Raw genomic sequence first — 13,992 nt, 5'->3', positions numbered from 1 at the left:
CTAAATACCAAATTTACAAAAATCAAGTTTTTCAAATGTGAAACAGGACTAGAACCAACGTCGTTTTTTGAAATAAATGATTAGGGCAATTACCAGCAAAAACATTACGCCCATGACTATAAAATAGCCATTCTGCATTTTGAGTTCTGGCATGTTTTCAAAGTTCATTCCGTACACTCCAACTATAAAAGTAAGCGGAATAAATATAGCTGATATAATGGTCAGCGTTTTCATGATTTCATTCATTTTTCGGCTTTGTTCCGAAAAATAAAAATTAGAAGCACTCTCTAAAGCGCTCATATCTGATTCTATTTGATCCAAAAGCTCCAAGCTTTTTTGATGTAGTCTAATAAAGAAGTTAAAAGTTTCCTTCTGGATTAAACCATTATCTTCGTCATCATCTTTCTTCGTTTTCAAATAATAAAGTGAATCTCGAAGTGGCACAATAGAACGTTTTAAGAAATTCAAATTATCACGATGATTTTCAATTTTCTCCAAAATAACTGGTTTAGCCTCTTTTTTAGTCAAATTGATTAAGTCTTCGATTTTATCTTCTTCATCTTCCAACGTAATGTAGAAATTTTCCATTACAGCGTCTAAAAGCAAATACAAGAGATAATCTACCTTTTTGGTTCTAACTATTCCTGCATGCGTACGTAAACGTTCTCGGATATGCGTAAAGAAGTCGCTTCGTTTTTCTTGAAAAGAAATTAAGATTCCGTCTTTCAAAATAAAGCTTAATTGTTCAACACTAATATTATCCGAATATTCAGAAGGAAGAAGTGATTTTATATTGAAGAACAAAATCTCTTGCTGATCTTCTAATTTGGTTCTTTTGGTAGTATTTAAAATATCAGCAAGAAGAAAATCATCTAACTTAAAATGAGCACCAATCGTTTTTATAAGATTAATATCATGAAGTCCATGAATATTGAGCCAATTATTTTTTGTGTAATCAAAACAAGAATTTAGAGCCAAGACAGTAAACTTATCGTATTCGACAACATCTGCGTCATTATATACAAAAAGCTGCATCTCTGTTTCGTGCTCTCTATGCGTGCCAGTGTACTCTAAAGTAATATGTTGCAGCTTGCGTCCTTTCTTGTATTTAATCTTTCTCATTCATGAAAATTTACAATAGTAATATTACGAAAAAGAATCTGAATGGGAAATGACAATTATCAGTTTGTGGAAAACCTAGAGTTAGACGCACTACAGTGCGTCTCTACACAAAACTATACCATAAAAAAACCGAGTCATTTCTGACTCGGTTTCTATCTTAATACTTTGTACTAATTACTTAATACTAAAGAATTATTTTACTTCTTCGAATTCAACGTCTTCAACGTTATCTCCAGAAGACTGCTCTTGTTGTGGAGCAGCTTGTTGTCCTTCACCTCCTTGAGCGTACATTGCTTCTGTAGCTGTTTTCCAAGCTGCATTTACATTGTCTAATCCTTTTTGGATTGCATCAAGATCTTGAGATTGGTGAGCCATTCTCAATTCAGTTAAAGCATATTCAATAGCTGTTTTTTGATCGTCTGTTAATTTATCTCCTAACTCTTTCAATTGAGATTCAGTTTGGAAAATAGTACTGTCAGCTTCGTTCAATTTCTCAGCTCTTTCTTTTGCGATTCTGTCAGCATCAGCGTTAGCTTCAGCATCTTTTTTCATTTTTTCGATTTCTTCAGCTGTTAATCCAGAAGAAGCTTCGATACGGATATCGTGAGATTTTCCAGTTCCTTTGTCAGTTGCAGAAACTTTGATGATACCATTAGCATCAATATCGAAAGTTACTTCGATTTGAGGAACTCCTCTTGGTGCTGGTGGAATACCATCTAAGTGGAAACGACCGATAGTTTTGTTATCAGCAGCCATAGCTCTTTCTCCTTGTAATACGTGGATTTCAACAGATGGTTGAGAATCAGCAGCAGTAGAGAATACTTGAGATTTTTTAGTTGGGATAGTTGTGTTAGACTCGATTAATTTAGTCAATACACCACCCATAGTTTCGATACCTAAAGAAAGAGGAGTTACGTCAAGTAACAATACATCTTTTACATCTCCAGATAAAACTCCACCTTGAATAGCAGCTCCAATAGCAACAACCTCATCAGGGTTAACACCTTTAGATGCTTTTTTACCGAAGAATTTTTCAACTTCGTCAGCGATTCTTGGCATACGAGTAGAACCTCCTACAAGGATTACTTCGTCGATATCAGATGTAGATAAACCTGCATCTTTTAATGCTTTAGCAACTGGCTCCATAGAACGTTTTACTAAAGAATCAGATAATTGCTCAAATTTAGCTCTAGATAATTTTTTCACTAAGTGTTTTGGTCCAGAAGCAGTAGCAGTTACGTATGGCAAGTTGATTTCTGTTTCAGCAGAAGATGATAATTCAATCTTAGCTTTCTCAGCAGCTTCTTTCAAACGCTGTAAAGACATTGGATCTAAACGTAAATCAATTCCTTCTTCAGATTTGAATTCGTCAGCTAACCAGTCAATAATAACTTGGTCAAAATCATCACCACCTAAGTGAGTATCACCATTTGTAGATAATACTTCAAATACACCGTCTCCTAATTCAAGAACAGAGATATCAAAAGTACCTCCACCTAAATCGTAAACAGCAATTTTTTGATCATTTCCTTTTTTATCTAATCCGTAAGCAAGTGCAGCAGCAGTTGGCTCGTTGATGATACGCATAACTTTAAGACCAGCGATTTCACCAGCTTCTTTTGTAGCTTGACGCTGAGCATCGTTAAAGTAAGCAGGAACTGTAATAACTGCCTCAGTTACTGTTTGACCTAAATAGTCTTCAGCAGTTTTTTTCATTTTTTGAAGTGTCATTGCAGACAATTCTTGAGCAGTGTATAAACGACCGTCAATATCCACACGTGGAGTATTGTTGTCACCTTTTACAACACTGTAAGGAACTCTTTTTGCTTCTTCTTGAGTTTCAGCAAAAGTGTGTCCCATAAAACGTTTAATAGAAGCAATCGTTTTTGTAGGGTTAGTTACTGCTTGTCTTTTTGCAGGATCACCTACTTTAATTTCTCCACCTTCAACAAAAGCGATGATAGATGGTGTAGTTCTTTTTCCTTCTGCGTTAGGGATAACAACTGCTTCGTTACCTTCCATTACAGAAACACAAGAGTTCGTCGTACCTAAGTCAATTCCGATTATTTTACCCATTTTTTATATATTTAATTTTTGATTTTATTTTAATAACTCAGGTGGCATAAGTCAATCTTTGTGCCAATATAAAAAACCAAATAAAATTGTCAGTTTTAGCGTCAGTGCCCTAAAAACAATCTGACAACATGACATTTTTAAAACCTGACAATCATGGCATGACCTATTTTTTCATGTCATTATGAAGTAATTATGAAGCTATTTCCCGCTAATCGCTATATCTTTTATGCCGAACCCCGGCACAAAAGGATGTCGCTTCTATCGGGGCTAGGCATCTGTTTTCATAAGAACTATAGACGATCCTTTCACAAATCTTCATCCTAAATATAATTAAAACAAAACCTCTACCATATTTCAAATAAGAAAAACATATTATTTCAAAATTTAAAAACCATAGATAAAATAATAAGAAAAAGACTATTTTTGAAGATTCATTGAGATTTGGATTTTAAATAGTTATATCGAATAAAATTTTATGAATAAAAATATAATACAGAAACTCAAAATACTGTATATCCCTTTTCTAATTATTTCAATTGCCTTTTGTAGTTTTTATACTTTTTTTAATTGGTTTTTACTGACCAAATTGCAATTATTTTCTGTAAAGGAAATTATTGTTGAATTTGGTATTCCATTTATACTTCCACTAATTCCTGTATTATTCTTTTTTCGACCACGATTAAAAATTTTGAAACTAAAGAACTCCAACGGAAAAACATATAACGACCTTTATTTATTGATTCTTTGGCTTGCTATTGCAGGCCCTACTCTAATAGCCCAAGATTATTTAAAAAACTCAACAGGAAAATTAAGTCAAATCGATTTTATCAGCCAAATTTCAAAACAAGAACCTGCAAAATACTATAAAGTCAAACGTTTCTATTTAGACAAATCAAAAATCGGAACCCATACTACTTTTGAAACTGGCGGAAGAAATAACGACATATATATAAACTTATCTGTAGTGGTACCCATTTTTGATAAAAAAAATGATATAACAAATACAAGTTGCAAATATTGGTTAGGAGTAAAATATGAAGACCGTATGAGCAATAGACTTGATGAAAGAGACAAACAAAAAAGATATGAGGAATTCTTAAAATTTAGTCAATATGAATTTGACAAAAAGGATTTAAGTGATTTCGTTTATTTGGAAAGAGTTGGCAATTCCGATATTGGTGATGGTTACAAAATGGCACTAAAAAAAATCACAAAAATAAATACCGAAGGTTCTATCATTTTTATCTCAAACAATAAACCATTTGAAAACAGAAAGGGAGATACTCTTTATTGGCTTATTGGAACATTTTTAATTGGTAATATTGTTTGGTTATTAATGGTATTAATTCCAAAATGTAATGAAATAGAATTAAGACGCTTTAAAAATGGAACATCTAAAGATAAAGATTTGAAAGAGTTTTTAGATTTTTTAAAACCGCGAGAAGGCTACTTCATCACGCCAATTTTAATATATGTAAACATCCTGATTTTTTTAATAATGGCTATAGCGGGTTTATGATTTATATCTTTTAATGGACAAGATTTATTAAACTGGGGAGGAAACTTCAGACCATTTACAATCAATGGGCAATGGTGGCGACTTTTAACAAACATTTTTCTTCATGGTGGTTTAATTCATCTAGTATCAAATATGTTCGGACTCTTGTTTATTGGCTTATTCATTGAACCTGTATTAGGTAAAACAAAATATCTAGTCGTATATTTGATTACTGGTATACTTGCAAGTTGTGCGAGTATTTGGTGGCATGAAGCAACGGTAAGCATAGGTGCTTCAGGTGCTATTTTTGGGCTTTACGGTTTATTTCTTAGTTTATTATTAAGAAATGTATTTCCTCCAGATTTTAGCAAAACATTTTTAACTACAACATTAATTTTTATTGGCTATAATTTAATTATGGGATTAGCTGGCGGAATTGATAATGCGGCTCATATTGGTGGTCTTCTGAGTGGTTTTATCATTGGAATAATAATTAGTAAATCTATGAAAAACAAAATCGAGCATTAAGAGCAAGACAAATCAAGTGCATAGAATCTTTTCTGTCAAGCAAATAAACAGTTGAAACAATATTTTTTACATTAGCCTTTCTCAAAATTAAAAGAATGGAAAACTACAGCCTTATCATCTTTATTCTCGCCATCGTAATAGGACTATCAGCTTTTGCAGACAAAGCCAAACTTCCCTACCCGATTCTACTTGTAATTGTTGGAGTTGCCATTGGATTTATTCCAACGATCAATGAAATAGAAATCAATCCTGAAATCATTTTTCTGATTTTTCTTCCTCCGCTTTTATATGATGCTTCTTTTAATATTTCGCCAAAACACTTTAAAACCAATATAGGCACAATTAGTTCACTAGCAATACCATTAGTTTTTTTCACTACTTTTTGGATCGCAGTAGTTTCCCATTATATGATTCCCGGCATGATATGGCCTTTATCGTTTGTACTTGGAGCTGTACTTTCAGCCACCGACGCTGTAGCTGCCATAAACATTACAAAAGGACTCGGAATACCTCAAAAAACTTTAACCATACTCGAAGGCGAAAGCTTAATAAACGACGCCTCAGCATTGGTTGCCTATCATTTTGCAGTTGCTGCGGTTATGGGTGCTACTTTTGTAATCTGGAAAGCCGCTTTTCAATTTGTTTTCTTATTGGGAGGAGGTTTTTTGGTAGGTGCGGTAATGGGGAAAATATTAGGGATCATACTAAGAACGGTCAGAAACAACACTAATGTCGTTGTGAGTTTTATGCTTTTAATGCCTTTTGTCACCTATCTTGTTGCCGAGCATTTACACGTTTCTGGAGTTATAGCAGTTGTTTTCTTAGGTTTGGCAATGGCGCGTTTAAGCAATAAAGTTTTTCCTGAGCACTTAAAAAACAGTTCCAAAAGTCTTTGGGACGTTGTTATATTTTTACTCAACGGATTGATTTTTATCTTAATCGGACTCAATTTCAGATATGTATTAGAAGATATAGAAAGTGATATGATTTTGCCTTATATTGGTTATGCAGTAATAATAACAATTGTAGCATTGCTCACGAGAATGGTCCGAATATTTCTTCAAAAAATAAACCTTCAGAAGGCCTTTAGAAATAATGACAAGAAAAAGCGAAAAGTAAGCGAAAATGCTCTTCTCGACTTCGGAAACAGCTTAATTATAAGCTGGTCAGGAATGCGCGGTATTGTTTCGTTGGCCATTGCAATTGGATTGCCAAAATTCTTAGAAGATGGAACGCCATTTCCGCTCAGAAATGCTATTATTTTCATTTCTATTGCAGTTGTACTTCTTACTTTAATTGGCCAAGGATTGACACTCCCATGGATTGTCAAAAAAATAAACGAAATAGAAGAAAAAAGACAGCTTAAAAATTAAACTCAAAATATATCTAACCAATCGATCTAAACCAAAAACAAACTATGGAACAAGAATTAAAGAGCAATTTTGATGAATTTGAAAAACCAGAAATAATAAGACGTAAACTTCTGCCTTGGTGGATAAAAGTTTTCTGCTGGATTTTTATGTTTATGGCTATATGTGCAATAGGCTCTCTTATTACAAATCTTTTTGTTCCAAACGTAAATTTATCTCTTTACGGATTCGCAACCGATACCGCTTATTCTGGAACCGGAATTTTTATAATTTCTATTATGCTCTTAAAAGGATTTGCAGCATATTCTCTTTGGTTTGAAAAGCCCAACGCCATCATGATTGCTAAAATAGATGCCATAGTTGGGATTGCAATATGTATTGCTTCTCTTTTTATACTCCCTTTTAGTGCAGGAAAAGATCATTTTTCTTTTAGACTAGAAATTCTGCTGTTAATTCCATACTTCATGAAAATTAATAAAATAGAATACGAATGGGACAATCTTGAAAGTATTTAAAAATAGACGTAATTTTATAACCGTGAATTTTTGTTTAATTTAAAACTTAAAAAAATGACTTCAGAGATTCTTTCGACAACCCCAGATTCAGAAATTGTTACTACGCGTATTTTGAATTTCCCTCAAGAACTTGTTTTTAAAGCATGGAGCAATCCTGAACATTTGAAAAATTGGTGGGGACCAAAAGGTTTTACCAATACGTTTCATGAATTTGATTTTCGCGAAGGCGGAAGATGGAAATTTACCATGCATGGCCCAGAAAGGGGAAATTTTGAAAATGAATGCGAATTCATAAAAATAGACAAGCCCAATCTTATTGCGTGGAAACGCCATTCGAAACCGCTTTTTCAGATTCTGACAACATTTGAAGCCATTTCTGAAAATGAAACCAAAGTAGTTTTCAAAATGCTTTTTGAAACTGAAGCTGAATGCCAAAAACTCAAACAATATGTAGTTGATAAAAATGAAGAAAACTTTGATAAGCTTGAAGTTGAATTAGCTAAAATGACATTATAATACGTCAATTAAAAACATAGCAAGATTTGGATTTTTTTGCTTCCTAACAAATATGATTTTTGCTTAAAAAAATTATGGAAGCAAATTTTAAAATCAAGTCTTTAAATCATACAGAATTTTCAGGCTACTTCGAATTAACAGATTTAGAACTAGAAAAAATCGGCGCAATCAGAATGACAGTCGATAAATTCCCAGGTTTTCCCTGCAGAGTTAGCTTAGAAGATGCTCAAATAGGCGAAGAAGTCATTCTATTGCCATACAAACATCATCAAACAACCTCACCTTATCAAGCAAGCGGACCAATTTTTATACGAAAGAAAGTCACTACACCTGCATTCGAAATGAACCAGATTCCGCTTATGTTTAATCATAGATTACTTTCGCTGCGTAGTTACGATAAAAATGGCATAATGAAAGAAGCGTCTGTAGTTGAAGGAAATACTCTCAAAGAAAGCATTATCAAAATTTTTGAAAACGAAAAAATAGATTACATCCATATTCACAATGCGAGACCTGGCTGTTATAATTGTTTAGTAGAAAGAGCGTAATTGGAAAATGTTTCTTTTCACATCTAAATGAAGAAAAAAAAATATGCACGCATAGTAATTTTATGATATTCGTTTATTTTTTATTCGTAATTTCGGTTTTTCAATAAAATCAATATTAAAAATGGCTTCATTTATAAAAGAAATATCTTTCCGCTGGTCAGATCTTGACCCAAATTTTCACGTTCGTCACAGTGCTTATTACGATTTTGGTGCGCAGCATCGTATCGAAATTTTAGAAGAATTAGGCTTAACTTTAAAAGTAATGCAGACACAAGGTTTTGGGCCTGTTTTGTTTAGAGAAGAATGTGTTTTTAGAAAAGAATTAAAACTTTCAGACAAAATATTCATTCATACCAAAACTTCAAAAATGAAAGCTGATGCTTCACGCTGGTCTATCATTCACGAATTTAGAAGAGAAGATGATACACTTTGCGCTACAATTACAGTAGACGGAGCATGGATGGATACCAAACTTAGAAAATTGGCTTCTCCTACTCCAGAAATTGCAATTCAAGCTTTGAGTATTTTCCCAAAAAGCGATGATTTTGTTGGGCTATAAACCAGCAATAACCTAATAAAAAATCCCAGAAACAATTGCTGATATTGTCTTTGGGATTTTTCTCTTAACCAAACTTTATTTTTAATTTCGTTACTCAAACTTTAATCCAAAGTTTACTCTTTCAAAAGTGGTACTGCAGGAAATTGCAAAACGTCCAACGTTCAAAGTTCCGAAAATCCCTCCAAACGAATGTCCAGAATAAAATCCTCCCGCAGAAAATCGGCGAACCTGATATTTTAAAGCAATATCATTTACTCTCGAACTCAATTGTCCAAAAGCAATCACATGTGGAATAATCTCATAACTTCCAAAAACTTTGGGAACCAGTTTTTTATAATAATCAAAACTTTCGTCTGTATCATAATCAATTATTGACGAATGTAAATTTTCTAAGTTTCCACCGATATAAGTATTTTCAGAAAAATGCCATGAAATGCTAAAACCCGTAAAAGTTCCCTCATAACCGCTTCTAGAATCGACATATCCTATACCAATTGTAGCTCTAAATTTATCGCAAATCTTACCGATATACCCCACATAGGTACGATCGATTTCAGATTTGTCAATTCCGGCGCCAAAAATAATATCGTCTTCACACAGCGTAAGAGCGTACTGAAAATAAGCCGAATATTGATCTTGATTTGCCGCGACAACGCTCCGGCCTTTATCGAGGTCAATATTTGCAGAAATTAAGGTCGAATTTATAACGGCGAAATCAAAAGTATTGAGTTCTTGGGCAAATGTGGGGACTGTTAGCAGGAGCAAAAGTATTGTCTTTTTCATAATACTAATATTTAAGGCTTACAACATTCTGATACTAAATTACATACATTTTTCCTATTAATAAAAGAAGTCCCTTGAAGTGCTACATTATTCGTTAAAATACATTATTTTCATAATCAGCATCATTTAATCGGTAAAATTTTAATAAATCATCGATTATTGACATTAAAAACAACAAAATCATTTCAAAAGTTATTTTTCTGATAACTTTAAGATTTTAAGCTTTGTTTTAAAAATGGTTAGGTTTAATTTTATAAATCATAAAAACAATTGCCTCTCGAATGAAAATACTGAAATTATTATTTATACTAATTCCCTTCTTAAGTTTTGGCCAGCAGGGAAATATAAAAGCACTGGACATTAATTTAAGTAACTACGAATATCCTTTCCCTGTTCATTTTATCGAATTGAGCAATCAGCGCCAATACTTGAAAATGAGTTATATGGATGTTATTCCAGAAAATTACAATCAGAAAAATATTGTCTTACTTCACGGAAAAAATTTCAACGGCGCTTATTGGGAAACTACAATTAAAGCACTAACAAAAGAAGGTTATCGAGTAATTGTTCCCGATCAAATTGGTTTTGGAAAATCAACAAAACCAGATCATTTTCAGTACACTTTTCAGCAGCTGGCAGAAAACACCAAGAAGCTTTTAGATCATTTAGGAATTAGCAAAACCACTATTCTAGGACATTCTATGGGAGGAATGCTGGCAACGCGATTTGCATTGATGTATCCAGAAACAACAGAAAAATTAGTTTTAGAAAATCCGATTGGCTTAGAAGACTGGAAATTAGTCGTGCCTTACAAACCTGTTGATTGGTGGTACGAATCGGAATTAAAACAGAATTACGAAAACATTAAGCAATACCAAATGGCAAATTATTATGACGGAAAATGGAATGCCGATTATCAAAAATGGGCTGAACTTGGCGCAGGCTGGACCACTGCAGCAGATTATAATATTGTTGCTTGGAATTCGGCTCTTTTATACGATATGATTTTTACGCAGCCCGTTTTGTATGAATTTAAAAACATAAAATGTCCAACATTATTGATTATCGGAACAAGAGACAAAACCGCTTTGGGAAAACCATTAGTTTCTGAAGAAGTGCGAAAAACAATGGGAAATTATGCTGAATTGGGCAAAAAAACTCAGAAAGCAATTCCAAATGCAAAACTCGTTGAAATTCCAAATACAGGACATTTGCCACATATTGAATCTTTTGATTCATTTATAAAATCATTAATCGTATTTTTGAAATAATTTTTTTTCGCCACGAATTTCGCGAATTGACACTAATTAATTTTCCGAAATTTTTAAATAAAAAATTCGTGTAAATTAGTGCAATTCGTGGCAAACCCTAACTTAAAAATCATATAAACATGTTTACAATAAAACAAATAAAAGAAGCGCACTCGAAAGTGAAAACTGGAGCAGATTTTCCAAATTATATTCAAGATTTAATAATCCTTGGTGTCAAAGGATATGATACTTATGTACACGATGGAAGCGTTGTTTATTACGGATTAAACAATTACACAGCCGCAGCAGAAGAGAAATATCCTGAAATTAAAATTGCTGATTTTCCAAACAAAGAACTTTTTATCGAAAATTTGGTAAAACACCAGCATGGCGAAACCGATTATATGACTTTCTGCAATCACTGTGCACAAGCTGGAATTGCAAAATGGCGTGTTGATATTGTCGAAATGACTTGCACTTATTTTGATAAATCTGAACATGAAATTTTAATCGAAAAAATTCCTCTATAATTCATTAGACATAAATGACTATTTTTAACCAAAACCACCAAACCATTTTCAAAAGAAGCATTTTAATTCTCTTTTTTGTTATTTCATTCATTGGCTTTTCACAGAACAAAAAAGATCCAAAATTTAAAGTAATTGCTTTTTATACCGCAAAAAACGATCAGGCGCATATTAGTTTTGTGCATGAAGCTAATAAATACTTTCCGAAATTAGCCGCAGAAAATCATTTTCAATACGATTCGACCAGTAATTGGGATAATTTAAATGCTAAGTTTTTGGCGAAATATCAAGTTGTTCTCTTTTTAGATACAAGACCCGAGAAAAAAGAACAGCGCGATGCTTTTCAAAAATATATGGAAAACGGTGGAGGCTTTATTGGATTTCACTTTTCAGCATTTGCTTTAAACAATTCGAGCTACAATCAAGATTGGAACTGGTATCACAATACTTTTTTAGGTTCTGGCGAATACGGAAGCAATACTTGGAAACCGACTTCAGCAGTTTTAAGAGTAGAAAATCAGCATCCCGTAACCAAAAATCTGCCTAAAACTTTCTCTTCTGCTCCAAACGAATGGTACAGATGGTCTAACGATTTAACCAAAAATCCAGATATTGAAATTTTATTGGCTATTGATGAATCTAGTTTTCCATTAGGAACTGGCCCAAAAGCACATGAAATCTGGCACAGTGGTTATTATCCTGTTGTTTGGACCAATAAAAAATACAAAATGCTGTACGTAAATATGGGACACAATGATATCGATTATGAAGGCGGAACAAACAAAACTTTATCATACACTTTTGAAAACAAAACACAAAGTCAGTTAATTTTGAATGCTTTGCTTTGGCTTGGTAATTCCAAGAAAAAATAAAGCACACAAACAACCAAAAACAAATCCTTTATAAAACTAAAAAACATTCCTTTTTTTATGAAAATCAAAATTGCTTTCGTTCTTCTTTCACTAGCTTTATTTTCATGCAACTCAAAACAGCAAGAGAAAATCACCAATAAAAAAGAAACAGTACACGAAAGTAGCAAAGCAAATAAAACTTCTGACACAATTCATTATCAGATTTCCGTTTATGACGATTCTAAATTAGCAGACAGAATTTCAGAAAACAGAGAAAGTTTAAAACGACTTTCTGAAAAACAGCTTTTTTCTAAAGTCAATTCTAAAATGACAGAACAACTAGACGAAAAACAAAACCAATTTTTCAAAACAAACCATGATTACGAATTGCTTTCTTTTGCAAAAGGAAATATATTTCAAACAAGTAGCGAAGATTATATTTTTGCAGTTTATGATATAAAAAGCAACAGATTGAAATTTTTGCTTTTTAATGGAGCAACAAATATATATTCTGAACTATTTAAAGACATAAAAGTCGAAAACGGTTTAAATGATTGTGGCAGTTATTCTTTTGGAACGCTTGATTATCAATTTGCCCAAGAAAATTTAATTATGAATGAAGACGCTATTGAAATAAATCCAGGATACTATCTCGAGGCGCCTCCAGTAAAAGTTGCCGATATCTCAAAAGACGAAAATTTTGCCTTGAAAGATGGATGTTTTTCAAAGAAAACTTCCAAAACAAACTTAGAAAACACACTTTGCATTTCAACAAGTCCTGTTTACAATAATTGGGATTGTCTGAAGTATAACAAAACAAATAATACTTTTTTAATTTTTTACAGTCAGGCATTTGCTGACTAAGCAACTGAAAATAAATTATAAAAACGATTTCAACATGTCTATTACATTTTCACCTATTATAAACGTTGAGGAATTATTAAAGATTCAAGATTCAATTATCTTAATTGACGCTAGGGCTGGCGCAAACACTTTCGAAAATTATCAAAAAGAACATTTAAAATACGCTCGTTATATTGATTTAAATCGTGATTTGGCTGCAATTCCAGAAAATCCAGCCAATGGAGGAAGACATCCATTACCTTCTTCTGAAGATTTTTCAAAAACCCTATCTTCATTAGGAATTTCACCTTCAGATCATGTTGTCGTTTACGATGATAAAAACGGTTCCAATTTTGCAGCTCGATTCTGGTGGATGATGCGCGCGGTTGGTCATGAAAAAATTCAGGTTTTAAATGGAGGTTATCAAGCGGCAATTCAAGTAGGATTTCCGACTAATTCTGGAATTGAAATTTTTGAAAAAACAGCCTATCCTTCTCACGAATGGAAACTACTTTTAGCGGATATTGACGAAGTCGAAAAAGCTCGTAAAAACGATCAAAATATTGTAATCGATGTTCGCGATAAAAACAGATATGATGGTTTGGTAGAACCACTCGATTTAATTGCAGGGCATATTCCTGGAGCTGTTAATGTTCCGCTAACGGAAAATCTGGATGAAAACGGATTCTTTAAACCTGCAGACGAATTGGCTGAAAAGTATAAAATCGTTTTAAAAGATATAAAAGCAGAAAATACAATCGTACATTGCGGTTCTGGAGTTACAGCCTGTCACACGTTATTAGCGATGGATTACGCAGGACTTCCAATTCCTAAATTATATGCTGGCTCTTGGAGCGAATGGTCAAGAAATGACCGCGAAATGGCAACTCAACAAACAGAATAATTTTTAGCCACAGATTTCACAGATTAAAGTGATTTTTTTAGCCACGGTCCGAGCGATAGCAAATAGGCGAAGCAATTTCACGAATTATAAATGATAAAAAAT

At 33.0% G+C, this 13,992-nt stretch carries 15 protein-coding genes; 12 read left to right on the top strand and 3 right to left on the bottom strand.

The features are described from left to right. Nucleotides 1-48: 48 nt before the first annotated feature. Together corA and dnaK are read right to left on the bottom strand one after the other, a co-directional pair. The gene (gene corA, locus DMA14_RS08275) at nt 49-1,122 is read right to left on the bottom strand and encodes a magnesium/cobalt transporter CorA (RefSeq protein ID WP_111424266.1); all 1,074 of its coding nucleotides are present in this window, start codon (nt 1,120-1,122) and stop codon (nt 49-51) included. A gap of 192 nt (nt 1,123-1,314) precedes the next feature. Beyond that, entirely contained in the window at nt 1,315-3,198 is a 1,884-nt protein-coding gene (dnaK, locus tag DMA14_RS08270; RefSeq protein ID WP_111377066.1) for a molecular chaperone DnaK, read from the bottom strand. Between the two features lie 475 nt (nt 3,199-3,673). Between dnaK and DMA14_RS08265 the strand changes: the two genes are divergently transcribed. The 7 genes from DMA14_RS08265 to DMA14_RS08235 all read left to right on the top strand — a co-directional run bounded on the left by DMA14_RS08265 (nt 3,674) and on the right by DMA14_RS08235 (nt 8,732). Continuing rightward, the gene (locus tag DMA14_RS08265) at nt 3,674-4,717 is read left to right on the top strand and encodes a hypothetical protein (protein WP_111424265.1); all 1,044 of its coding nucleotides are present in this window, start codon (nt 3,674-3,676) and stop codon (nt 4,715-4,717) included. Between the two features lie 3 nt (nt 4,718-4,720). Beyond that, the gene (locus DMA14_RS08260) at nt 4,721-5,224 is read left to right on the top strand and encodes a rhomboid family intramembrane serine protease (protein WP_111424264.1); all 504 of its coding nucleotides are present in this window, start codon (nt 4,721-4,723) and stop codon (nt 5,222-5,224) included. A 95-nt stretch (nt 5,225-5,319) separates the two neighbouring features. Next, complete coding sequence (locus DMA14_RS08255) at nt 5,320-6,597, top strand: Na+/H+ antiporter (protein WP_111424263.1); 1,278 nt, start codon at nt 5,320-5,322, stop codon at nt 6,595-6,597. A 44-nt stretch (nt 6,598-6,641) separates the two neighbouring features. Beyond that, a complete protein-coding gene (locus DMA14_RS08250; RefSeq protein WP_111424262.1) occupies nt 6,642-7,109 on the top strand; it encodes a hypothetical protein in 468 nt (155 codons plus the stop codon). A gap of 54 nt (nt 7,110-7,163) precedes the next feature. Further along, the gene (locus DMA14_RS08245; protein WP_111424261.1) at nt 7,164-7,625 is read left to right on the top strand and encodes an SRPBCC family protein; all 462 of its coding nucleotides are present in this window, start codon (nt 7,164-7,166) and stop codon (nt 7,623-7,625) included. Nucleotides 7,626-7,699: 74 nt separating this feature from the next. Further along, on the top strand, nt 7,700-8,173 hold the full coding sequence (locus DMA14_RS08240; RefSeq protein WP_111424260.1) for a DUF1203 domain-containing protein: 474 nt from the start codon (nt 7,700-7,702) through the stop codon (nt 8,171-8,173). Between the two features lie 121 nt (nt 8,174-8,294). Then, nucleotides 8,295-8,732, top strand: coding sequence for an acyl-CoA thioesterase (locus DMA14_RS08235; RefSeq protein ID WP_073409155.1), 438 nt, complete (start codon nt 8,295-8,297; stop codon nt 8,730-8,732). A 90-nt stretch (nt 8,733-8,822) separates the two neighbouring features. Here the strand turns inward: DMA14_RS08235 and DMA14_RS08230 are convergent, their stop codons facing one another. Then, the gene (locus DMA14_RS08230; protein ID WP_111424259.1) at nt 8,823-9,515 is read right to left on the bottom strand and encodes a hypothetical protein; all 693 of its coding nucleotides are present in this window, start codon (nt 9,513-9,515) and stop codon (nt 8,823-8,825) included. Nucleotides 9,516-9,796: 281 nt separating this feature from the next. Here DMA14_RS08230 and DMA14_RS08225 point away from each other — a divergent pair, with 281 nt between their 5' ends. From DMA14_RS08225 to DMA14_RS08205, 5 genes are all read left to right on the top strand, one after another. Beyond that, nucleotides 9,797-10,786 (top strand): alpha/beta fold hydrolase, encoded by a 990-nt coding sequence (locus tag DMA14_RS08225; RefSeq protein WP_111424258.1) that lies wholly within the window; start codon nt 9,797-9,799, stop codon nt 10,784-10,786. 119 nt (nt 10,787-10,905) lie between these two features. Next, on the top strand, nt 10,906-11,295 hold the full coding sequence (locus DMA14_RS08220) for a DUF1398 domain-containing protein (protein WP_111424257.1): 390 nt from the start codon (nt 10,906-10,908) through the stop codon (nt 11,293-11,295). A gap of 14 nt (nt 11,296-11,309) precedes the next feature. After that, on the top strand, nt 11,310-12,164 hold the full coding sequence (locus DMA14_RS08215; RefSeq protein ID WP_111424256.1) for a ThuA domain-containing protein: 855 nt from the start codon (nt 11,310-11,312) through the stop codon (nt 12,162-12,164). A gap of 57 nt (nt 12,165-12,221) precedes the next feature. Then, complete coding sequence (locus DMA14_RS08210) at nt 12,222-13,007, top strand: hypothetical protein (protein ID WP_111424255.1); 786 nt, start codon at nt 12,222-12,224, stop codon at nt 13,005-13,007. A 34-nt stretch (nt 13,008-13,041) separates the two neighbouring features. Beyond that, nucleotides 13,042-13,890, top strand: a complete 849-nt coding sequence (locus DMA14_RS08205; protein ID WP_111424320.1) for a sulfurtransferase — start codon at nt 13,042-13,044, stop codon at nt 13,888-13,890. Nucleotides 13,891-13,992: the final 102 nt, after the last annotated feature.

The sequence above is a fragment of the Flavobacterium sharifuzzamanii genome (assembly GCF_003254585.1).
Lineage (GTDB): Bacteria > Bacteroidota > Bacteroidia > Flavobacteriales > Flavobacteriaceae > Flavobacterium > Flavobacterium sharifuzzamanii.
Note: the sequence above shows the minus strand (reverse complement) of the source record. Positions and strands in the feature narration are given on the sequence as shown.

Bases quoted from the DNA above. Each gene is read 5' to 3' on its own strand.
- DMA14_RS08245 (WP_111424261.1), top strand. From the start codon at position 7,164: ATGACTTCAGAGATTCTTTCGACAACCCCAGATTCAGAAATTGTTACT.
- DMA14_RS08250 (WP_111424262.1), top strand. From the start codon at position 6,642: ATGGAACAAGAATTAAAGAGCAATTTTGATGAATTTGAAAAACCAGAA.
- DMA14_RS08230 (WP_111424259.1), bottom strand. From the start codon at position 9,515: ATGAAAAAGACAATACTTTTGCTCCTGCTAACAGTCCCCACATTTGCC.
- corA (WP_111424266.1), bottom strand. From the start codon at position 1,122: ATGAGAAAGATTAAATACAAGAAAGGACGCAAGCTGCAACATATTACT.
- DMA14_RS08215 (WP_111424256.1), top strand. From the start codon at position 11,310: ATGACTATTTTTAACCAAAACCACCAAACCATTTTCAAAAGAAGCATT.
- dnaK (WP_111377066.1), bottom strand. From the start codon at position 3,198: ATGGGTAAAATAATCGGAATTGACTTAGGTACGACGAACTCTTGTGTT.
- DMA14_RS08225 (WP_111424258.1), top strand. From the start codon at position 9,797: ATGAAAATACTGAAATTATTATTTATACTAATTCCCTTCTTAAGTTTT.
- DMA14_RS08205 (WP_111424320.1), top strand. From the start codon at position 13,042: ATGTCTATTACATTTTCACCTATTATAAACGTTGAGGAATTATTAAAG.
- DMA14_RS08240 (WP_111424260.1), top strand. From the start codon at position 7,700: ATGGAAGCAAATTTTAAAATCAAGTCTTTAAATCATACAGAATTTTCA.
- DMA14_RS08235 (WP_073409155.1), top strand. From the start codon at position 8,295: ATGGCTTCATTTATAAAAGAAATATCTTTCCGCTGGTCAGATCTTGAC.
- DMA14_RS08255 (WP_111424263.1), top strand. From the start codon at position 5,320: ATGGAAAACTACAGCCTTATCATCTTTATTCTCGCCATCGTAATAGGA.
- DMA14_RS08220 (WP_111424257.1), top strand. From the start codon at position 10,906: ATGTTTACAATAAAACAAATAAAAGAAGCGCACTCGAAAGTGAAAACT.
- DMA14_RS08210 (WP_111424255.1), top strand. From the start codon at position 12,222: ATGAAAATCAAAATTGCTTTCGTTCTTCTTTCACTAGCTTTATTTTCA.
- DMA14_RS08265 (WP_111424265.1), top strand. From the start codon at position 3,674: ATGAATAAAAATATAATACAGAAACTCAAAATACTGTATATCCCTTTT.